Annotated in this window: 18 protein-coding genes; 5 read left to right on the forward strand and 13 right to left on the reverse strand. The window is 65.1% G+C overall.

The genetic code is table 11. From position 1 onward, the window contains the following. Window positions 1-72: 72 nt before the first annotated feature. The 7 genes from inhA to R4P57_RS16300 all read right to left on the reverse strand — a co-directional run bounded on the left by inhA (window position 73) and on the right by R4P57_RS16300 (window position 7741). Window positions 73-897, reverse strand: a complete 825-nt coding sequence (gene inhA / locus R4P57_RS16270; RefSeq protein WP_057478707.1) for an NADH-dependent enoyl-ACP reductase InhA — start codon at window positions 895-897, stop codon at window positions 73-75. 72 nt (window positions 898-969) lie between these two features. Further along, window positions 970-1692 carry a 3-oxoacyl-ACP reductase FabG1 gene (gene fabG1 / locus R4P57_RS16275; protein ID WP_317803843.1) on the reverse strand — a complete coding sequence of 241 codons (723 nt, stop codon included), beginning with the start codon at window positions 1690-1692 and terminating at the stop codon, window positions 970-972. A gap of 66 nt (window positions 1693-1758) precedes the next feature. After that, entirely contained in the window at window positions 1759-2751 is a 993-nt protein-coding gene (locus tag R4P57_RS16280; protein ID WP_317803844.1) for a VWA domain-containing protein, read from the reverse strand. Beyond that, a complete protein-coding gene (locus R4P57_RS16285) occupies window positions 2748-3743 on the reverse strand; it encodes a DUF58 domain-containing protein (protein WP_317803845.1) in 996 nt (331 codons plus the stop codon). The genes R4P57_RS16280 and R4P57_RS16285 overlap by 4 nt, the downstream gene beginning before the upstream one ends. Further along, window positions 3740-4987, reverse strand: coding sequence for an AAA family ATPase (locus R4P57_RS16290; RefSeq protein WP_411742384.1), 1248 nt, complete (start codon window positions 4985-4987; stop codon window positions 3740-3742). The genes R4P57_RS16285 and R4P57_RS16290 overlap by 4 nt, the downstream gene beginning before the upstream one ends. 242 nt (window positions 4988-5229) lie before the next feature. After that, complete coding sequence (locus R4P57_RS16295; RefSeq protein ID WP_411742377.1) at window positions 5230-6759, reverse strand: NlpC/P60 family protein; 1530 nt, start codon at window positions 6757-6759, stop codon at window positions 5230-5232. Window positions 6760-7198: 439 nt separating this feature from the next. Beyond that, the gene (locus R4P57_RS16300) at window positions 7199-7741 is read right to left on the reverse strand and encodes a DUF6676 family protein (RefSeq protein WP_317803846.1); all 543 of its coding nucleotides are present in this window, start codon (window positions 7739-7741) and stop codon (window positions 7199-7201) included. Window positions 7742-8089: 348 nt separating this feature from the next. On the opposite strand from R4P57_RS16300, the gene R4P57_RS16305 reads away from it, so the two are divergent. Both R4P57_RS16305 and R4P57_RS16310 read left to right on the forward strand, forming a co-directional pair. Next, window positions 8090-10900, forward strand: coding sequence for an aconitate hydratase (locus R4P57_RS16305; RefSeq protein WP_317803847.1), 2811 nt, complete (start codon window positions 8090-8092; stop codon window positions 10898-10900). A gap of 113 nt (window positions 10901-11013) precedes the next feature. Further along, a complete protein-coding gene (locus tag R4P57_RS16310; RefSeq protein WP_314144191.1) occupies window positions 11014-11580 on the forward strand; it encodes a helix-turn-helix domain-containing protein in 567 nt (188 codons plus the stop codon). A 10-nt stretch (window positions 11581-11590) separates the two neighbouring features. Here R4P57_RS16310 and R4P57_RS16315 read toward each other — a convergent pair whose 3' ends face one another. Beyond that, window positions 11591-13222: an ABC-F family ATP-binding cassette domain-containing protein gene (locus R4P57_RS16315; protein ID WP_317803848.1), complete on the reverse strand. Its 1632-nt coding sequence runs from the start codon at window positions 13220-13222 to the stop codon at window positions 11591-11593. A gap of 156 nt (window positions 13223-13378) precedes the next feature. Here R4P57_RS16315 and R4P57_RS16320 point away from each other — a divergent pair, with 156 nt between their 5' ends. From R4P57_RS16320 to R4P57_RS16330, 3 genes are read left to right on the forward strand one after another with little or no spacing between them, the layout of a single operon-like run. Then, window positions 13379-14167 carry an SDR family oxidoreductase gene (locus tag R4P57_RS16320; RefSeq protein WP_317803849.1) on the forward strand — a complete coding sequence of 263 codons (789 nt, stop codon included), beginning with the start codon at window positions 13379-13381 and terminating at the stop codon, window positions 14165-14167. Then, window positions 14164-15309, forward strand: a complete 1146-nt coding sequence (locus tag R4P57_RS16325) for a lycopene cyclase family protein (RefSeq protein WP_317803850.1) — start codon at window positions 14164-14166, stop codon at window positions 15307-15309. The genes R4P57_RS16320 and R4P57_RS16325 overlap by 4 nt, the downstream gene beginning before the upstream one ends. A 51-nt stretch (window positions 15310-15360) precedes the next feature. Further along, complete coding sequence (locus R4P57_RS16330; protein ID WP_317803851.1) at window positions 15361-16302, forward strand: Ku protein; 942 nt, start codon at window positions 15361-15363, stop codon at window positions 16300-16302. A gap of 21 nt (window positions 16303-16323) precedes the next feature. Here the strand turns inward: R4P57_RS16330 and R4P57_RS16335 are convergent, their stop codons facing one another. Genes R4P57_RS16335 through sufD form a run of 5 tightly spaced genes read right to left on the reverse strand, consistent with a single transcriptional unit; the run spans window position 16324 to window position 20515 of the window. After that, window positions 16324-16716 carry a metal-sulfur cluster assembly factor gene (locus R4P57_RS16335; protein WP_317803852.1) on the reverse strand — a complete coding sequence of 131 codons (393 nt, stop codon included), beginning with the start codon at window positions 16714-16716 and terminating at the stop codon, window positions 16324-16326. Window positions 16717-16718: 2 nt separating this feature from the next. Further along, a complete protein-coding gene (sufU, locus tag R4P57_RS16340; RefSeq protein ID WP_317803853.1) occupies window positions 16719-17210 on the reverse strand; it encodes a Fe-S cluster assembly sulfur transfer protein SufU in 492 nt (163 codons plus the stop codon). After that, window positions 17211-18503 (reverse strand): cysteine desulfurase, encoded by a 1293-nt coding sequence (locus R4P57_RS16345; RefSeq protein WP_317803854.1) that lies wholly within the window; start codon window positions 18501-18503, stop codon window positions 17211-17213. Window positions 18504-18505: 2 nt separating this feature from the next. Continuing rightward, window positions 18506-19282 (reverse strand): Fe-S cluster assembly ATPase SufC, encoded by a 777-nt coding sequence (gene sufC / locus R4P57_RS16350; RefSeq protein ID WP_317803855.1) that lies wholly within the window; start codon window positions 19280-19282, stop codon window positions 18506-18508. A 42-nt stretch (window positions 19283-19324) separates the two neighbouring features. Next, window positions 19325-20515, reverse strand: a complete 1191-nt coding sequence (gene sufD / locus R4P57_RS16355) for a Fe-S cluster assembly protein SufD (protein WP_317803958.1) — start codon at window positions 20513-20515, stop codon at window positions 19325-19327. Between the last annotated feature and the right edge of the window lie 19 nt (window positions 20516-20534).

Below are 20534 nucleotides of genomic sequence, written 5' to 3' on the forward strand. Positions count from 1 at the left end.
CCGGCGGGGGTCCGATCGGCGAACGAAACCTGTCGGTGGGCGAAACCACGTGCGGTTCCGCCCACCGCGGCATCACATGTTCTCGGGCAGGTAAGTGTTGTGGCTGGCTCCGCCGTCGACGTACACGATGGATCCGGTGGTCCCGGGCAGCCAATCCGAGAGCAACGCGACGATGGACTTGGCTACGACGGTCGGGTCGTTGACGTCCCAACCGATCGGAGCGGCACCGTCCCAGTAGACGTTCAGCTGGTCCATCTTGGCTGCATCACCGGTCGCCGTACCCGCGATGGCCTTGGCTGCAAGGGTCCTGATGGGGCCGGCAGCAACGAGATTGGAGCGAATACGCTTGGCCGCGCCCACTTCCCGGGCAACGTAGCGGTTGACGGATTCGAGTGCAGCCTTGGCCACACCCATCCAGTTGTAGTACGGCATCGATGTGCGGGGATCGAAATCCATTCCGACGATCGAACCGCCCTCGTTCATGACCGGCAGAACGGCGCGCGCCAGAGATGCGTAGCTCCACGCAGAGATCTCGAACGCCCTGGCAGCATCGGGACCTGGGCCCTCGAGGAACGGCTTGGCGTCCGGGCCCATCAAGGTGCGGGGCGCGAATGCGATCGAGTGCAGGACGCCGTCGATACCCTCGGGTGCCACTTCGCGCACCCGGTCGGCCAGAGCCGCGAGGTGCTCCTCGTTGGTGGCATCGAGTTCGATCGCCGGTGGCACCTCCTTGGGCAAACGCTGCGCGATGCGGTCGATGAGCCGAAGCCGATCGAACCCGGTGATGATCACCTTGGCACCCTGCTCCTGCGCCATGGCAGCGGCGTGGAACGCGATCGAGGCATCGGTGATGATGCCGGTGATGAGAATGGTCTTGCCTTCGAGCAATCCGCCCATAGTGCTGTGTTCCTTGCTTTCGAAGATGAAATCAATGACATCGAACTGAAAAATATTGTGCGAGAGCGACTCTCAGTGACCCATGCCCATGCCGCCGTCGACGGGGATCACGGCACCGGACACGTAGGAGGAGTCGGGGCTCGCCAGGAAGCTCACCACTGCCGCGACGTCCTCGGGCTGACCCAGACGCTGAAGCGGGATGAATTCCTTGGCCTTGCCGCGCAATTCGTCCGGCAGGTCTGCAGTCATGTCGGTCTCGATGAATCCGGGTGACACCACGTTCGCGGTGATCGAGCGCGATCCGAGCTCGCGAGTGATCGACCTCGCCATGCCGATGACACCGGCTTTCGATGCTGCGTAGTTGATCTGTCCCGGTCCGCCGGCGAGAGCGACAACCGAGCTCAGGAATATCATGCGGCCCCAGCGGGCGCGGAGCATGGCACGGTTGGCTCGCTTGGCGACCCGGAAGGCTCCGGTCAGGTTCGCGTCGATGACACGCTGGAACTGGTCCTCGGTCATGCGCATCAGCAGCGTGTCGTCGGTGATGCCGGCGTTGGCCACGAGCACCTCGACCGGTCCCTGCTTCTCTTCGACCTCCTTGAAGGCCGCGTCCACCGAGGCGGAGTCGGTGACGTCGCAGACGACCCCGAACAGCCCGTCGGGAGCGCCGGAGCCGCGGTGGGTGACGGCCACCTTGTGGCCGTCGGCTGCGAGTCGCTGGGCGATGGCAAGACCGATACCCCGGTTACCTCCGGTGACGAGTACCGATCGCGCGATGAAGTCAGGTGTGGACATGCCTAGCAACCTATCTGTTCGTCCTGGAAAGACAAAGCGAAACTTACTGGTGAGTAATAACAGCGATCACGGAAGACGTTGCCTCATCACCAACGCCGAACCGAGGCCGACCGAGACGCACAGGACACCGAGTATCAGCCAGGGACGCGAGGCGTCGCCGCGCGTGATCTCGAACCCGATCTGCTCCTCGAGGGTGTCGTAGACGTCTCTGAGATCCTCGAGCGACGACGCGGAGAAGAAGCTGCCACCGGACAGATTCGCGATCTCCCGCAACGACGGATCGTCGACCGGTACGGGGACTCGTTCTACGCCGTTCTCGTCCTCGATTTCGACCGAGCCATAGCTTGTGCCGAAGGAGATGGTGGAGATGGGCACGTTCTTGTCCTTGGCGGCACGCGCCGCGGTGTACCCGCCGCGTGGGTCGTCGAGGTTCTGCGGGACGGTCTGCTTACCGTCCGAAAGCAGCACGATGCGCGCAGGCGGTGCAGCGTCGCCGCCGCCGAGTATCGCTCCGAGAGTGTCGATCGACTGGAGCGAGGTGAAGATCGACTCGCCGGTGGCCGTTCGCTCGCTGAGCTGCAACTTGTCGATGGCGGACTTGGTGGCTTCGCGGTTGGCCGTGGGCGACACCAGAACCGACGCCGTACCGGCGAACGCCACCAATCCGAGATTGATGCCGGGCGTCAGACCGTCGGCGAAGGATTTGGCTGCTTCCTGCGCGGCCGCCAACCGAGTCGGCTCGACGTCGGTGGCCTCCATGGACAGCGACACGTCGATCACGAGCATGACGGTCGCCCGGTTCCGCGGCACGCGTTGGTCGGCCGTGGGACCGGCCAACGCGACGGTCAGGAACATCAGGCCGACCAGAACGAGAGCCGTCGGCAGGTGCCGCAGCCGATTGGGCCGATCGGGCGCGACGGACTCGAGCAGTTCCATGTTGGAGAACCGCAATACGTGCTTCTGTTTGCGCCGCTGGATCCAGACGTAGCCGACCGTCAGTGCGATGACCACGACGAGGAAGCCCAGCCACCACGGCGAGGCGAAATCGGTCAGGCTCATCGCCGTGCCCGCGCGGTGTTGGTGAACCCGGACCCGATGGTGTGCCTGCGTGCGGTCACGAACCGTACGACGTCCGCGATCCAGTCACCGTCGGTGCGAAGCGTCAATCGAGGTGCACCGCACCGCCGCAGCGCCTTCTCCACGTCGTCGCGATGTGCTGCTGCTGCGCGCGCGAAATCTGCACGCAGCCGCGGCGTCGTACTGAACTCGCGAGTACGACCGGATTCCGGATCGTGGAGAACGACGTCACCGACGTCGGGCAGTTCCAGATCACGTGGGTCGAGTACCTCGACGGCCAGCACGTCGTGTCGAGCGGAGATGGCCCGGAGCGAGCGCTCCCAATCGATCGGACCGAGAAAGTCGCTGATCACCACAGCCATCCCGCGGCGACGTTCGGGCCGTCGCAGCGCTTCTATGGCAGCGCGCAGGTCACCGCGAACACCGTCGGCCGCAGCCGGCGTGGTGGCAATGGCCCGGAGCATCGACTGAGTGTGCACGCGGCCGCCCCGTGCCGGAATGCGGTTGGTGTCGGAACCGGTGGCCACCACCGCGCCGATTCGATTTCCGCCACCGCCGGACAGATGCGTGATGGCAGCCGAGGCCGCGACCGCGAGATCGCGCTTCTCGCACCCGGTGGTGCCGAAGTCGAGGCTGGCCGACAAGTCGACCACGAGCCAGGTCTCCAGCTCGCGGTCGGCCACGGACTGCCGCACGTGTGGATGCGTCGTACGCGCGGTGACCGACCAGTCCATCTGACGGACATCGTCGCCCGGCTGGTACTCCCTGGCGTCGCCCGGCTCCGATCCAGGACCGGGAATCAATCCGAGATGGTCGCCGTGCAGCACCCCGTCCAGCCGTCGACGCACCGTCAGTTCCAAGGTCCGCAGTGCTGCGGCCAGCTTCGGATCACGCAGCTCACCCGAGCGGAACGACGGTGGCCGGGCTACGACGGCTCGGCCTGCGGTCGCGGAGGCGGTGTCGGATCCACTCACTGCCCCGGCGTACCGATCGATGATCCGTCACCGGACGGCTTCTGCAGAGACGGTGTGGGCTGGCCGTACTGCCCGGCTTGCGGATGGGGCTGGGGCCCGGGCTGCTGGGGCGCAAGCGGTTGGCCCTGACCGGGAAACTGTCCTGGGGCCGTAAACTGCCCCTGGGTCGGGTACGGCCCCTGCGGCTGACGTCCGTCGAAGTGCGGCCCGTCCGGACCCGCTCCGTTGCTCTGCGGCACCGGTACCGCCTGCGGCGACACCTGCGGCAACCCGACGGTCTGCAGCACCCGGGAGATGACCGTCTCGGGGGTCACCTCGTCGGCCAAAGCGTCGTAGGACAGCACGAGACGGTGCCGGAGCACGTCGGGAATGACCTCGAGAACGTCCTGGGGAACGACGTAGTCGCGACCCCGGAGCAGCGCCAGTGCGCGGGAGGCCGCGATGATGCCGAGCGTCGCACGAGGCGATGCACCGTAGGCGATCCAGCTGGCCACGTCGTCCATACCGAACTGCTCGGGCGTTCGGGTAGCAGCGATGACCCGCACCACGTAGTCGACGAGCGCGTGGTGCACGAACACCGAGCTGGCCAGATTCTGCAGGCGAACCAACTCGACAGGGTCGAGGATCTGCTTGGGCTCGGGGGCCTTGATGCCCATGCGGTAGACGATCTCGCGTTCCTCCTCGACCGTCGGGTAGTCGACGACGATCTTGAACAGGAATCGGTCGCGCTGAGCTTCGGGGAGGGGATACACACCCTCGTTCTCGATGGGGTTCTGTGTTGCCATCACCAGAAACGGATCGGGCATCGGGAACGTCTTGCCGCCGATGGTCACGTGGCGTTCTGCCATGACCTCGAGCAGAGCGGACTGCACCTTCGCCGGCGCACGGTTGATCTCGTCGGCCAGCACGAAGTTGGCCACGACGGGTCCGAGCTCGGTGTCGAACTCCTCACGGCCCTGACGGTAGATGCGGGTGCCGACGAGGTCCGTCGGCACCAGGTCGGGAGTGAACTGAACTCGCGAGAACGATCCACCCACCACCCGTGCGAAGGTCTCGACGGCAAGGGTCTTGGCGACCCCGGGGACGCCCTCGAGCAACACGTGGCCGCGGGCGAGCAACCCCACCAGGATGCGTTCGACCAGCCGGTCCTGACCGACGATCACGCGCTTGACCTCGTACACGGCCTTCTCGAGGAGCTGGACGTCCTCGGCCAGGGCCGGACTGTCCACCCGCTTCGGCTCCACACCCGGTGGATTCGGAGTCGGAGACTCGACTCGCGTCGACCCCTCGTCGTTCGAAATCCGGCCGTCACGTGATGTCACCAAGAATTCACCGCTTTCAGTCGATCGTCGTCGGGCTCGTTTCGTACCGCCGCAATCAACTATTCCAGGTGATCGGTATGCGCGCCGAAAGGCACCCCCGACGCGAGGCCGGAGTTGAGCCTGCGGAACGACTCGAGAGCCCGGAGAGGCGCGCCGGATCGCGCTCAGGACACCATGCGCACGGCGTACGGCGTCATTCCGCTGTATCGCACGTCGGACACCTTGACCACCGAACCCGATTTCGGGGCCTCGAGCATCTTGCCGTCGCCGAGGTAGAGCGCAACGTGTTGGCTGGCGTTGGGTCCGTAGAAGATCATGTCGCCACGCTTCATCTCCGAAGACGGCACCTGCTTGCCCGCTGTGTACTGGTAGCCGGTGTAGTGCGGCAGCGAGATACCCAGTCCTGCGAAGGCGTAGATCATCAGCCCCGAGCAGTCGAAGCCGACCTTGTTGTAGTCGCCGTAGCTGTCTGCGACTCCGCCGTCCCTGATGCCTTTGGTCGGTCCGTTCTCGTCGCCGCCGCCCCAGGAGTACGGCACGCCGAGTTGGCTCATTCCGCGGTCGATCGCCAACTCGACGGCTGCGCTTCCGGTGACCGACGGGGTCGTGGACGTCTTCGGTGTGGTGGGTGTCTTCGGTGTGGTGGGTGTCTTCGGCGTGGTGGGGGTGGTCGCGGTCGAGCTGTCCGAGTCGGTCGATGCGCTCGAATCGTCGTCCACGTCCACATGCGAACGCTGGCCCTCGGCAATGGCCGCCGCCCGCTGCTGCGCCGCCAGGTTTGCCGATACTCGCGCAGCTGCCTGTACAGCAGCTTCCTTCGCTGCGGCCGTGGCGGCGGCGATGGCCGCATCCTCGGCCGCCTTCTGCGACTCCCAGTCGCCGTACGCGGCTCGCTGATCCTGCAGACCGGCGACGTTGCTGCGGGCGGCATCGAGTTCGGTCTGCGCCGAGTCACGCTGCGATTCGATCGTGGCCTTCCGGTCGGCCTCTGCCTGCAGCGCTGCCTGCGCCTCGGCGATGGCCTGCTCGGCCTCCGCCTTCTTGGACTCGGCTTCCGAGGCGGCCGCGTCGGCCTGCTGCTTGGACTCACGGGCCGCCGAATCGCGGTTCGCCTGCTCGGTACGGGCCCGCTGCAAGCCGTCGAGTACTGCGTTCTGACTGTTGGAGAGAACCTTCAGGACCTGGGCGCGGTCCAGGACGTCGTCCGGTCCGCTTGACCCCAGGAACGACGCCATCGAGGCAACGCCCGAGCCCTGTGTGTAGCTGGATTTGGCGAACTCGTCGAACTTGGTCTGGGCTGCCTGGATCTGGGTGCCTGCATCGACGAGAGCCTGCTGCGCGGCGCCGACGAGTGCGGCAGCGACGTCGGCCGCGTCACGTGCATTCTGCAGATCGACCAGGGCCTTGTTGACGCCTTCTCGCTTCGACGCGACCTCGTCGTCGAGTTGGGCGAGCTGTTGGTTGGCCGAGGCGATCGCGTCGATCAGCTGACCTACCTGACCCAGGCTCGAGTCGACGGCGCTGCCCGCGGCGGCGAGGTCGGTGTCCGAGGGGTTGGGCGGTGGCGGTGGTACCGCGGCGGCAACCCCGGGAAGGGTCGCCATCAACGCGACAACGAGGCCTGCGCCCACCAGCACGAATCGGGTACGGACGAGTGCACGGCGGTGAGTTCCGCGGACTTGACGTCGGCTCACAAATGTCTCCCTCGGGTCCGGCATTCACTCGGGTTCGCATCGAACCGAAGTGCCGTCGAGGTGCTCTCCGTCCTCCACCCCGATCGCAGGTGACGGTGAGCGTTCTCGCCGGGCGGGAAAGAAACACGCAGCAATACGACAGGTGCGAACCACGTCAGTCACACCCGAAGCAGTGGCCTCCCGAGTTCCCCACGGATGACAACCGCCTTCTGCGACACTCCTTCCCCAGCAGTGCCAATGGCACCGTACGACACTTCGCACCCTAAAGAAACTCCAGTCACAAATGACACATTGGTAATTCCACCAGGCACAACGCCGTGAACTCGGGGTTTACCGGAAACAATTTTTCCGACTTTTTCGGACGACCTCACGGTCACGATCGGGACCGGGTCGAACGGTGCGGGCGTCGGTCAGTCGAACGACCCCCGGACGAGCGTGTTCAGTCGGCGACGGACTCGCTGTGCGCGCGGTCGTTCGACTCCGAACGCGAGCGATATCTGCGGACCTTGACGACAGCAGTCAAAGCCGCGACCGCGGCGACCACGACAACCAGGCCGCCCGTGAGCAGACCCCACGGTGCCTGATCCTCGACGAGGGTGTCGACGAAGTTGTCGGCAGCGACGACGTGGTTGCCGGTGTAGGTACGGTCCTGACCTGCTTCGAGGGTCACCCGACTGATCGAGTCGCTGAACGTACCCACTTGCCCGGGGCTGAGCACCAGAACCGTGCCACCCTCGCGTGCTCCGACAGCGGTGGCGAGATCTCGAAGTTGCGAGTCGTGGCGAGGTTCGGTCGGCACGATCACGACGCTCAGATCGATGCCGTGGTCCTCGGCGCGCGCGACGGCTGCGGACAACCCGGCTTCCTCGTCGGCGGGGGCACTGACGCCGGACTCGCGGACCGTGGCGACGATGCTGTCGACGTCCAGACCTGCCGGTATATCGGTGGCAAGTGGGGAAACGGCGTGAATCGGCTCAGGCATCTCTCGTCCAGTCGGTAGGAACCAGTCGGGTCGAACCCTACGTCACCGTCGCGCCCGTACCTGGTAGGCCCGCAGGTCCGGCGCAACTACTGAGGTCGCCCTTCATTGCGCAGCCGGGAGCACTACGTGAGGATCGTCGTGTGGATCGGTCTCTCGACACCCACCGAGAACTCGACCGCAGGTTTTCACAGGACAAGCGTACTGTTAGACTTCCATCGAGACACTGACCGTGCGTCCGCCTCGAACTCTCGCTCCCGAGATTCGAGGCCGAGGCCCGCAGTCAGCGCCTCGCTTCAACCGTCGACACAGCCCCGTCGGCGGTGTGCCTCATAGACGAGTGGAGCTGAAGTGACCGCAAGTAATGATTCATTCGGTGCAAAGGGCACCCTCGAAGTCGGAGAGAACTCGTACGAGATCTTCCGACTGTCGGCCTTGCCCGGTGCCGAGAAATTGCCCTATGCGCTGAAGGTCCTCGCGGAGAACCTCCTTCGCACCGAGGACGGTGCCAACATCACCGCCGACCACATTCGTTCGATTGCCTCGTGGGATCCGTCCGCGGAGCCGAGCTTCGAAATCCAGTTCACCCCTGCGCGCGTTATCATGCAGGACTTCACCGGCGTTCCGTGCATCGTCGACCTCGCCACGATGCGTGAAGCCGTCACCACCCTGGGCGGCGACCCCAACAAAGTCAACCCCCTCTCCCCCGCCGACATGGTCATCGACCACTCGGTCATCCTCGACGTCTTCGGCCGCGCCGATGCTCTCGAGCGCAACGTCGACCTCGAGTACGAGCGCAACGGCGAGCGCTACCAGTTCCTGCGTTGGGGACAGGGCGCGTTCGACGACTTCAAGGTCGTCCCCCCGGGCATGGGCATCGTGCACCAGGTCAACATCGAGTACCTGGCACCGACCATCATGACCCGCAAGGGCCAGGCCTACCCCGACACCTGCGTCGGCACCGACTCGCACACCACGATGGTCAACGGCCTCGGTGTCTTGGGCTGGGGCGTCGGCGGTATCGAAGCCGAGGCGGCCATGCTCGGCCAGCCCGTCTCGATGCTCATCCCCCGCGTCGTCGGTTTCAAGCTCTCCGGTGAGATCCAGCCCGGCGTCACCGCGACCGACGTGGTGCTCACTGCGACCGAGATGCTGCGCAAGCACGGCGTCGTCGGCAAGTTCGTCGAGTTCTACGGTGAGGGTGTGGCCGAGGTTCCGCTCGCGAACCGCGCCACCCTGGGCAACATGAGCCCCGAGTTCGGTTCCACCGCAGCAATTTTCCCGATCGACGAAGAGACGATCAACTACCTGCGCCTCACCGGCCGCAGCGATGAGCAGCTCGCGCTCGTCGAGGCGTACGCCAAGGAACAGGGCATGTGGCACGACCCGAAGAACGAGGCCGTGTACTCCGAGTACATCGAGCTCGACCTCAACACGGTCGTTCCGTCCATCGCAGGCCCGAAGCGTCCGCAGGACCGAATCCTGTTGTCCGAGTCCAAGGTTGCGTTCCGCAAGGACATTCACAACTACGTCGAGGAGAACCACCCGAAGCACGAGGGTGACAGCAAGCTCGACGAGGCCCTCGACGAATCGTTCCCGGCGAGCGACTCCGCTTCGCTGAGCTTCGCCGAAGAAGATTCCGTAGACGTGCGTTCTGCCGCATACGGTTCCGAGGGTCGTCCGAGCAAGCCGGTCCGCGTCACCACCGACGAGGCAGGCGAATTCGTGCTCGATCACGGCGCCGTCGTGGTTGCAGGAATCACCTCCTGCACCAACACCTCGAACCCGTCGGTCATGCTCGGCGCAGCACTGCTCGCCCGCAATGCCGTGGAGAAGGGGCTGTCCACCAAGCCCTGGGTCAAGACCAACATGGCGCCCGGCTCGCAGGTCGTCACCGACTACTACGAGAAGGCCGGCCTGTGGCCGTACCTCGAGAAGCTCGGCTACTACCTCGGCGGTTACGGCTGCACCACGTGTATCGGTAACACCGGTCCGCTGCTCGAGCCGATCTCGAAGGCGATCAACGACAACGACCTCTCGGTCACCGCAGTGCTGTCGGGCAACCGCAACTTCGAAGGCCGCATCTCCCCCGACGTGAAGATGAACTACCTGGCTTCGCCGCCGCTGGTCATCGCCTACGGCCTGGCGGGCACGATGGACTTCGATTTCGAGACCGACGCTCTCGGCGAGGATCACGAGGGCAACCCCGTGTTCCTGAAGGACATCTGGCCGTCCGCCGAGGAGATCGAATCGACCATCCAGTCCTCGATCAGCCGGGACATGTTCAGCAAGTCCTACGAGACCATCTTCGCCGGTGACAGCCGCTGGCAGAACCTGTCGACCCCCGAGGGTGACACGTTCGAGTGGGATCCCAAGTCCACCTACGTGCGTAAGCCTCCGTACTTCGACGGCATGACGATGGACCCGGCTCCCGTCGAGGACATCACGGGTGCACGCGTGTTGGCTCTGCTCGGCGATTCGGTCACCACCGACCACATCAGCCCGGCAGGTCCCATCAAGGCAGGCACGCCTGCCGCGCAGTACCTGGATTCGCACGGTGTCGAGCGCAAGGACTACAACTCGCTCGGTTCGCGTCGCGGAAACCACGAGGTCATGATTCGCGGAACATTCGCGAACATTCGCCTCAAGAACCAGCTCCTCGACGACGTCTCGGGCGGCTACACCCGCGACTTCACGCAGGACGGTGGACCGCAGTCCTTCATCTACGACGCGTCGCAGAACTACCAGAAGGCCGGCATCCCGCTGGTCGTGCTGGGCGGCAAGGAGTACGGCAGCGGATCGTCGCGCGACTGGGCGGCCAAGGGCACCTCGCTCCTCGGCGTCAAGGCCGTCATCACCGAGTCGTTCGAGCGCATCCACCGCTCCAACCTCATCGGCATGGGCGTCGTTCCCCTGCAGTTCCCGGCCGGTGAGAGCGCTTCGTCGCTCACGCTGGACGGCACCGAGACCTTCGACATCGTCGGAGTCGCGAAGCTGAACGAGGGCACCACCCCGAAGACGATGACCGTCATCGCCACCAAGGAAGACGGCTCGAAGGTCGAGTTCGAGGCCGTGGTTCGCATCGACACCCCGGGTGAAGCGGACTACTACCGCAACGGCGGCATCCTGCAGTACGTGCTGCGCAACATGATCAGAGGCTGAGTGCGCGTCGTCTGACGTATGCCTCGAACGGCGATGGGCCCGGAACCGACAACGTGTTTCCGGGCCCATCGCCGTATCGGTCGAGGCCCTCATCGAAAGTAGGAAACCCACACGTGCCCAAGGTCAGCGAAGACCACCTGGCTGCCCGTCGAAGCGAAATTCTCGACGGCGCGCGTAAGTGCTTCGGCGAGTTCGGTTACGAGGGCGCGACAGTACGGCGTCTCGAAGAGGCCACCGGCCTGTCGCGCGGAGCCATATTCCACCACTTCAAGGACAAGGACGGACTCTTCCTCGCGCTGGCGCAGGAAGATGCTCGACGCATGGCCGAGGTCGCGGCCACCCAGGGTCTGGTGCAGGTGATGCGAGACATGCTGGCGCAACCAGAACAATTCGAGTGGCTCGGAACACGGCTCGAGATCACCCGACGACTGCGCACGGACGCGGACTTCCGGACCAGCTGGGCCGAACGGTCTGCAGAGCTGACCGACGCGACACTCGGGCGACTCGAGCGTCAGAAGACCGCAGGAAGACTGCGCGACGACGTACCCAACGACGTCCTCGCCGACTACCTGGATCTCGTGCTGGACGGCCTGGTGGCGCGGATCGCGTCCGGCCACGGTAGGTCCAACCTCGCGGCGATCCTGGATCTGGTCGAGGAATCGGTCCGGCGGCAGGACTGACCCCGCCCGTTCATGCGAGCTGGATCAGTTCCAGGTATTCCTGGGACCAGTGGTCCTCGGTGCCGTCGGGGAGCAGAATCACTCGTTCGGGTGAGAGCGCTTCGGCGGCACCGGGATCGTGGGTCACCAGTACGACGGCGCCCTTGTAGCTGCGGAGCGCGTCGAGGACCTGTTCACGGGAGATCGGGTCGAGGTTGTTGGTCGGTTCGTCCAGCAGCAGCACGTTCGCCGCGGAGGACACCAACCCGGCGAGTGCCAGGCGGGTCTTCTCACCGCCGGACAATGTTCCTGCAGGCTGATCGAGTTGCGGGCCGGTGAACATGAAGGCTCCGAGGAGCGACCGCAGTTCCTGCTCGCCGGTGTCCGGTGCCGCGTGCCGGATGTTCTCCCAGACCGACGCGTGGTCGTCGAGGGTGTCGTGTTCCTGTGCAAAATATCCGACGCGCATGCCGTGGCCGGGTTCGATCTCGCCGGTGTCGGCCTTCTCGGTGCCCGCGAGGATCCGGAGCAGCGTCGTCTTGCCTGCACCGTTGAGCCCGAGCACCACGACGCGGCTGCCCCGGTCGATAGCCAGATCGACGCCGGCGAAGATCTCCAGCGACCCGTACATCTTGGTCAGGTTCTTTGCCATCAGCGGCGTCTTGCCGCACGGGGCCGGCTCGGGGAAGCGAATGTGCGCGACCTTGTCGGATACCCGTTCGGCATCGAGGTTGGCCATCAGCTTGTCCGCTCGCTTCGCCATGTTCTGGGCCGCGACGGCCTTCGTGGCCTTCGCCCCCATCTTGGCGGCCTGCACGCGCAGCGCCCCGGCTTTCTTCTCCGCGTTGGCGCGCTCACGGCGGCGGCGCTGCTCGTCCGTGGCGCGGGCGTCGAGGTACTTCTTCCAGTTCATGTTGTAGATGTCGGCCTCGCCGCGCACGGCGTCGAGGAACCACACCCTGTTCACCACGTCTCCGAGCAGTTCGACGTCGTGACTGATCACGATGAGTCCGCCCTCGTGGCTCTGCAGAAATCCGCGCAACCAGGTGATGGAATCGGCGTCGAGGTGGTTGGTGGGCTCGTCGAGCAGCAATGTGGTGTTCGAGCGTCCGCCACTGCCGTCGGACGCGGCGAACAGAATGCGAGCCAATTCGACGCGTCGGCGCTGACCACCGGACAGGGTCCGTAGCGGTTGGCCGAGGATGCGGTCGGCCAAGCCGAGGCTGTTGCAGATGCGGGCCGCTTCGCTCTCGGCTTCGTAGCCGCCGAGCGAGGCGAAACGCTCTTCGAGTTCGCCGTACTTGCGTACGGCCTTGTCGAGGAGCGCCTCGTCGGCCACTTCGGCCATCAGCGCCTGCTGCTTCTCCATACTGTGCAAGAGAGTGTCGAGGCCCCGGGCCGAGAGCACTCGATCCTTGGCCAGCACGTCGAGGTCGCCTTCTTTGGGATCCTGAGGAAGGTAGCCGAGCTCTCCGGTGCGCACGACCTCGCCCGCGTACGGCTCTCCCTCGCCTGCCAGGATGCGCAGAGTGGTGGTCTTGCCTGCGCCGTTACGACCCACCAATCCGATGCGGTCGCCCGCCTGTACGCGGAGCGCGGGCCCCTCGGTGGACAGAAGGGTCCGCACACCGGCACGAACTTCCAGGTCGGTGGCGGTGATCACGCGTGAGCTCCTAGCGATTGCCGAACAAGATCGTTGCCCGTCGACCGACGGGCGAACTTCAGGTGCGCCGCCGAACGGCACAGCAAACCCCCATTTTAGCTCAGCATTCACGTGCCCTCACCCAGGAACGACGGTGACACCGGTAACGTCTGATCGATGACCGACGCCCCCGAAACAGTCAGCTCTTCCAGCGCGCCGATCCCCGACCTCACCGGGCGCACCGCACTCGTCACCGGCGGCAGCCGAGGCATCGGCAAGGCCATCGCCGCGGAACTGCTCGCTCGCGGCGCGAACGTCGCCATCACCGCACGCAAGCGTGAACCTCTCGTTGCGGCGGCAGCAGAACTCGGCGATTCCGTGCTCGCAATCGACGGTAATGCGGGCGATCCGGAGCACCGACGCAACGCGGTGGCGAGCACTGTGGAGACCTTCGGTTCGCTGGACATCCTGGTCAACAACACCGGCATCAATCCCGTCTACGGCTCGCTGATGGATGCCGACCTGGCGGGCGTGAGCAAGATTTTCGAGACGAACGTCGTGGGTACTCTCGGCTTCGTCCAGCAGGCGTTCCATGCCTGGATGGGCGAGCACGGCGGGGCGATCGTCAACATCGCCAGCGTGGCCGGCATCCGCTCCACCGGCGTGATCGCCGCGTACGGCGCATCCAAAGCCGCTCTGATCCGCCTCACCGAGGAGCTCGCCTGGCAGCTCGGTCCGAAGATTCGCGTCAATGCCGTGGCACCGGGCGTGGTGAAGACGAAGTTCGCCGAGGCTCTCGTTGCCAACGGAGAAGACGCGGCAGCGGCCGGCTACCCGATGAAGCGCCTCGGAAACCCGGAGGACGTAGCGGCCCTGGTGGCCTTCCTGGTGTCGGACGCGTCCTCCTGGATCACCGGCGAGACTGTGCGCGTGGACGGTGGTTTGCTCGCCACCGGCGGAATGTGAACGATTACTCGGCCGACGTCGCGGTGGTCGGACTCGGTCCCGCGGGGCGGGCCGTCGCCCATCGATGTGCCGAGGCCGGACTCGATGTGCTTGCACTCGATCCACACCCGTCGCGCACGTGGACGCCGACGTATTCCGCCTGGGCAGACGAGTTGCCGTCGTGGTTGCCCGAGACGGCTGTCGCCTCGACTGCGCAGAAGCCGGGGGTATGGACCGATCGCCATCGGATCATCGACCGGACGTACTGCGTGCTGGACACACCTGCACTGCAAGCGACCTTGTCCCTCGATCGCGTGCGAGTGCTGGCGGGGACGGCCGCGGACGTCACCGGTTCCCGCGTGACGACCGCCGACGGCACCATCGTCGATGCTGGTCACGTCGTCGACGCCCGAGGCACGCTCGACTCGCGCGACCTCGCACAGCAGACGGCATACGGCATCGTCGTCGAACGTCACCGCGCCGAGCCGATCCTCGAAGGATCCGACGCCTGGTTCATGGACTGGCGCACCGACAACGACGCTCGGCCCGGTGAAGCACCGAGTTTTCTGTACGCCGTGGCGCTCGACGAGGATCGGATCCTGCTCGAAGAGACCTGTTTGGTCGGCCGACCACCGCTGGAACTCGCAGTGCTTCGATCACGGCTGCACCACCGTCTGGCCCACCGGAATCTGGAACCGACCGGCCACGAGGATGTCGAGAGAGTGCGGTTCTCGGTCGAACCGCCGCCTCGGTCGCGACTGCACACCGGGCGAGGCGGTCCGGTGTTGTTCGGGTCTCGCTCGAATCTGATGCATCCCGCCACGGGGTACAGCGTGGCGGCGTCGCTGGCATCGGCGGATCACCTCGTCGAGAGATTTCGAGGCGGCGGTCGATCGCGCCCGATCCGCCCGGTGCACGTCTGGACGGTCCAGAAGCTTCGCAACCTCGGCCTGCGCACGGCACTGGCTCTCGAACCCGAGATGGTCCCCCAGTTCTTCTCCAGCTTCTTCTCGCTCCCGGTCGAACTGCAGCGCTCGTACCTGTCCGGCCACGACGACGCCCTGGGGACGATGACCGCGATGCTGAAAATGTTTCCGACGCTCCCGGCGTCCGCCAGGCTCGCGATCGCGCGGACGATAGTGCGCACACCGGGCCGCGGCTGAGTTTCTCGCCAACGGTCGACACACGGGCGCCCGGTCGGCGATCATGGACAGATGCGCAGCATTTGGAAGGGCTCGATCGCCTTCGGTCTGGTCAATGTTCCGGTGAAGGTCTACTCGGCCACCGAGCAGCACGACATTCGGTTCCATCAGGTGCACGCGAAGGACGGCGGTCGTATCAAGTACGACCGGATCTGTCAGGAATGCGGCAAGTCGGTGCAGTTCGCCGACATCGACAAGGCCTACGACTCCCCCGACGGCGAACGCGTGATTCTGACCGACGACGACTTCGACAAGCTGCCTGCGGCGGAGAAGCACGAAATTCCGGTTCTCGAATTCGTGCCGACCGAGCAGATCGATCCGATCCTCTACGACAAGAGCTATTTCCTCGAGCCGGACTCCGCGTCGCCGAAGGCATATGTCCTGCTGCGCGAGACTCTCGAAGAAACCGAGCGCACCGCGCTGGTGCATTTCACTCTGCGACAGAAGACCCGTCTGGCCGCGCTGCGCGTGCGCGAGAACGTGTTGGTGATCCAGACACTGCTGTGGCCGGACGAAGTTAGGGCCGCAGAATTTCCTTCGCTCGAGGACGCGCCGTCCGCGCGTCCGCAGGAAGTGAAGATGGCGACGTCACTGGTGGAAAGCATGTCCTCGGAATTCGATCCCACCGAGTACACCGACGACTATCAGATCGAGCTGCGCAAGCTGATCGACGAGACGCTCGCCAACGGCGGTGAGAAGGTCATTCACACCGAGACGGAAAAAGACGACGACGGTGAGGACGCCGAGGTCGTGGATCTCGTGGCGGCCTTGCAGCGCAGCGTCGAGGCGGCAGGCAAGAACGCGAAGTCGGGGTCAGCCACGTCGGCTCCGGCGAAGAAGGCACCGGCCAAGAAAGCAGCTGCGAAAAAGGCCCCGGCAAAGAAGGCAGCGGCCAAGAAGTCGACCCCGGCCAAGTCCGCCGACTCCACAGCCGACGAAGCGAAAGGCGCGTGAGGGGGCCGACTCGTCCGTACGTCAGACGGTGAAGCCGAGGGCCCTGAGCTGCTCGCGACCGTCGTCGGTGATCTTGTCCGGGCCCCACGGCGGCATCCAGACCCAGTTGATCTTCAGGTCGGCGGCCAGTCCACTGCGCACGAGCGCGCCGCGAGCTTGATCCTCGATGACATCGGTCAACGGGCATGCTGCCGAGGTGAGCGTCATGTCGACCGTGACGATGTCGTCGGCGTCGATCTTGATGTCGTACACCAGCCCCAGGTCGACGACGTTGATACCGAGCTCGGGGTCGACGACGTCACGCATGGCCTCTTCGAGGTCCTCGAGCACCTTGATCTCGTCGGCCGTCAGAGTCGCCGGTGTGGTCTCCGATGTCGTTGTCACGGCCTGCGTCGTATCTGTTGTATCCGTCATGATCACTGTCCTCCGGAAAATGCCGACTGGGCGGTCTCGCCCGTCGTGGCTGTCGAATCTGCATCCACTACTTGAACAACCGCGTCCTTGAAAGCCATCCATCCCAGCAGGGCGCACTTCACGCGGGCCGGGTATTTGGCCACACCGGCGAATGCGATTCCATCACCGATGACATCCTCGTCACCCTCGACGGTACCTCTGCTGCCCACCATCTCGCTGAACGAGTCGACCGTCTTCAGGGCTTCGGCGACGGTCAGCCCGACGACCTGATCGGTGAGCACCGATGTCGCCGCCTGACTGATCGAGCAGCCCTGGCCGTCGTACGAGACGTCTGCGACGGTGCCGTTCTCGATCTGGACACGCAGAGTCACCTCGTCGCCGCAGGTGGGGTTGACGTGGTGTACCTCCGCGCCGAAAGGCGCGCGCAGTCCACGGCCGTGCGGGTGCTTGTAGTGATCGAGGATCACTTCCTGATACATCTGTTCCATCCGCATCTACTGCTGACCTCCCGCGCCGTGGTCGGTAGTGCCGAAGAACGACTGTGCGCGGCGAATCGCCTGTGCGAGAACCAGCACTTCCTCGACCGTGTTGTACAGCGCAAACGAGGCGCGCGCTGTCGCAGCCACACCGAACCGACGATGCAGGGGCCACGCGCAGTGATGCCCGACGCGAATGGCGACGCCCTCGTCGTCCAGAATCTGTCCGAGGTCGTGGGCGTGAATGCCGTCGACCACGAACGACACTGCCGAACCGCGGTCGACGTTCTCGGTCGGCCCGATCACACGAACACCGTCGATCTTTGCGAACTCGGCGAGAGTTGCTGCGACCAAGGCCTTTTCGTGAGCAGCGATGACATCGATACCGATGTCTTCGAGGTACCGCACAGCTGCCCCGAGTCCGACGACCTGCGAGGTCATCGGAACCCCGGCCTCGAATCGTTGTGGGGGCGCGGCGAACGTCGTCTTCTCCATGGTGACGGTCTCGATCATCGAACCGCCGGTGATGAACGGAGGCATCGCCTCGAGGAGTGCAGCCTTGCCGTACAGCACGCCCACTCCCGAGGGACCGAGCATCTTGTGGCCGGAGAACGCGGCGTAGTCGACATCGAGCGCGTGGAAATCGACCTTCATGTGCGGCACCGACTGGCATGCGTCGAGGACGACGAGCGCACCGACCGCCCTGGCCCGACGCACCAATTCCTCGACCGGAGCCACCGCGCCGGTCACGTTGGACTGATGCGTGAACGCGAGAACCTTGACGGCGGAAGACAATTCGAGCGAGTCGAGATCGATTCGTCCGTCGTCGGTGACGCCGTACCAGCGCAGGGTGGCACCGGTTCGAGCTGCAAGCTCTTGCCACGGAACGAGATTGGCGTGATGTTCGAGCTCGGTCACGACGATCTCGTCACCGGGACCGAGGTGCCGGTCGAATCGCTGATCGGCAAGCACGTACGTCACGAGGTTCAGCGACTCGGTCGCGTTCTTGGTGAACACGATCTCTTCGACATCAGCCCCGACGAACGACGCGATGGCCGCGCGCGCACCTTCGTAGGCGTCGGTGGCCTCCTCGGCCAGCTGGTGCGCCCCGCGGTGCACTGCGGCATTACACGTGGTGAGGAACTCGCGCTCGGCGTCGAGTACCTGCACCGGCCGCTGCGACGTGGCACCGGAATCGAGGTACACCAACGGCTTTCCGTCACGGACGGTGCGCGAGAGGATGGGGAAATCGCGGCGAACCGTGGCGACATCGAACGATGCCGCCACCGCCGCAGCTGCCGGTGCAGCCATACTCATGCTCCGGTGGTTGCGGCCTGCGTGTAGCCGGCGTAACCGTTGGCTTCGAGCTCGTCGGCCAGCTCCGCACCGCCGGACTTGACGATCTCACCGTTGACGAAGACGTGCACGAAATCGGGCTTGATGTAGCGCAGAATGCGGGTGTAGTGCGTGATCAGCAGCACTCCGCCGTCCTGACGCTCCTTGTACTTGTTGACGCCCTCGGACACCACTCGCAGCGCATCGACGTCGAGGCCGGAGTCGGTCTCGTCCAGGATGGCGATCTTGGGCTTGAGCAGTCCCAGCTGGAGAATTTCGTGACGCTTCTTCTCGCCGCCGGAGAAGCCTTCGTTGACGTTGCGCTCGAGGAAGTTGGCCTCGATCTCCAGTTCGCTCATGGCGGTCTTGGCTTCCTTGACCCAGTGCCGCAGCTTGGGGGCCTCACCGCGCACAGCGGTGGCGGCGGTACGGAGGAAGTTCGACATCGAGACACCGGGCACCTCCACCGGGTACTGCATCGCCAGGAAGAGACCTGCACGGGCGCGCTCGTCGACGCTCATCTCGAGCACGTCTTCACCGTCGAGAGTGATGGTGCCGGAGGTCACCGTGTACTTGGGGTGGCCTGCGATCGCGTAGGACAGCGTGGACTTGCCGGAACCGTTGGGCCCCATGATCGCGTGCGTCTCACCGGACTTCACGGTGAGGTCGACACCCTTGAGGATGTTGATGGGCTCCGCGGTCGAGTCGGAGTTGGCGACGCTGACGTGCAGATCGCGGATTTCGAGTGTGGACATCTTCAAGTTCCTTTGTGCAGTCGAGAAAGTTTCGGGTGAGACCTACGCGCCGACGACGGCGAGTTCGGTCTCGATGGCAGCATCCAGACGCTCGCGCACGGCGGGGACCGGAATCTTGTCGATGACCTCGTGGAAGAAGCCGCGGACGACGAGTCGACGAGCAACCTCCTCGGAGATGCCACGAGCGCGCAGGTAGAACAGCTGCTCGTCGTCGAAACGGCCGGTGGCGCTGGCGTGGCCCGCTCCGACTATTTCCCCGGTCTCGATCTCGAGGTTCGGTACCGAGTCGGCGCGCGCGCCGTCGGTGAGTACCAGGTTCCGGTTGAGCTCGTAGGTCTCGGTTCCCTCGGCCTCGGCGCGGATGAGGACGTCGCCGATCCAGACGGTGTGCGCATCGACGGTGCCGGGTCCGGTTTCGCCCTGCAGCGCGCCCTTGTACATCACGTTGGACTTGCAGTGCGGAGCCGAATGGTCGACGAGCAGACGCTGCTCGAGGTGCTGGCCTGCGTCGGCGAAGTACAGCCCGAGCAGGTTCGCATCGCCACCGGGTGCGCTGTAGCGCACGGTCGGGCTGATGCGCACCAGATCGCCGCCGAGACTGACGTTGTAGTGCCGCAGCACCGCATCGCGTCCCAGCAGTGCATGATGCGCCGCGACGTGCACTGCGTCGGACTGCCAGTCCTGGATCAGCACGACGTGCAACTGCGAGCTGTCGCCGAGAACGAACTCGACGTTCTCGGCGTATGTGCCACTACCCCGCTGGTCGATCACGACGGTGGCACGAGCGAACGTGCCGAGCCTGATCTGCACGTGGCCGTAGGCGACGTGGTCGACACCGGGGCCGTCGACGGTGATCTCGATCGGATCGGCCACCTCGACCTCGTTCGGCACGGAGACGATCGTGGCCTCGGTGAACGCCGAGAATGCCTGAGCGGCAATACGATCTGCTGGAACACCGGCCTTGCCCAGTCGCTCGTCGTCGCGGCCGACGGTTTCCACGACCACCGATTCCGGGGCACCGACGGTGACCTGAGCGGCCCCGTCGGCGACAGCGGAACCGTCGTGCAAGCCGCGCAGCCGACGCAGCGGCGTGAAACGCCACAGCTCGTCACGACCGGACGGGATCTCGAACGCATTCACGTCGTAGGACGTGAACTGAGCGCCCTTGTTCTCGACGAGCTTCGACTTGTCTTCCTTGGCCGACTCGGGGTTTTCGGATGCCACGGCACCCATCACTCCGGTGAGGGGGTTG

The sequence above is a fragment of the Rhodococcus sp. IEGM 1330 genome, from assembly GCF_033142445.1.
Classification (GTDB): domain Bacteria; phylum Actinomycetota; class Actinomycetes; order Mycobacteriales; family Mycobacteriaceae; genus Rhodococcoides.

Bases quoted from the DNA above. Each gene is read 5' to 3' on its own strand.
- sufC (WP_317803855.1), bottom strand. From the start codon at position 19,282: ATGTCCACACTCGAAATCCGCGATCTGCACGTCAGCGTCGCCAACTCC.
- R4P57_RS16335 (WP_317803852.1), bottom strand. From the start codon at position 16,716: ATGACGGATACAACAGATACGACGCAGGCCGTGACAACGACATCGGAG.
- sufD (WP_317803958.1), bottom strand. From the start codon at position 20,515: ATGGGTGCCGTGGCATCCGAAAACCCCGAGTCGGCCAAGGAAGACAAG.
- fabG1 (WP_317803843.1), bottom strand. From the start codon at position 1,692: ATGTCCACACCTGACTTCATCGCGCGATCGGTACTCGTCACCGGAGGT.
- R4P57_RS16320 (WP_317803849.1), top strand. From the start codon at position 13,379: ATGACCGACGCCCCCGAAACAGTCAGCTCTTCCAGCGCGCCGATCCCC.
- inhA (WP_057478707.1), bottom strand. From the start codon at position 897: ATGGGCGGATTGCTCGAAGGCAAGACCATTCTCATCACCGGCATCATC.
- R4P57_RS16345 (WP_317803854.1), bottom strand. From the start codon at position 18,503: ATGGCTGCACCGGCAGCTGCGGCGGTGGCGGCATCGTTCGATGTCGCC.
- R4P57_RS16280 (WP_317803844.1), bottom strand. From the start codon at position 2,751: ATGAGCCTGACCGATTTCGCCTCGCCGTGGTGGCTGGGCTTCCTCGTC.
- R4P57_RS16330 (WP_317803851.1), top strand. From the start codon at position 15,361: ATGCGCAGCATTTGGAAGGGCTCGATCGCCTTCGGTCTGGTCAATGTT.
- sufU (WP_317803853.1), bottom strand. From the start codon at position 17,210: ATGCGGATGGAACAGATGTATCAGGAAGTGATCCTCGATCACTACAAG.
- R4P57_RS16300 (WP_317803846.1), bottom strand. From the start codon at position 7,741: ATGCCTGAGCCGATTCACGCCGTTTCCCCACTTGCCACCGATATACCG.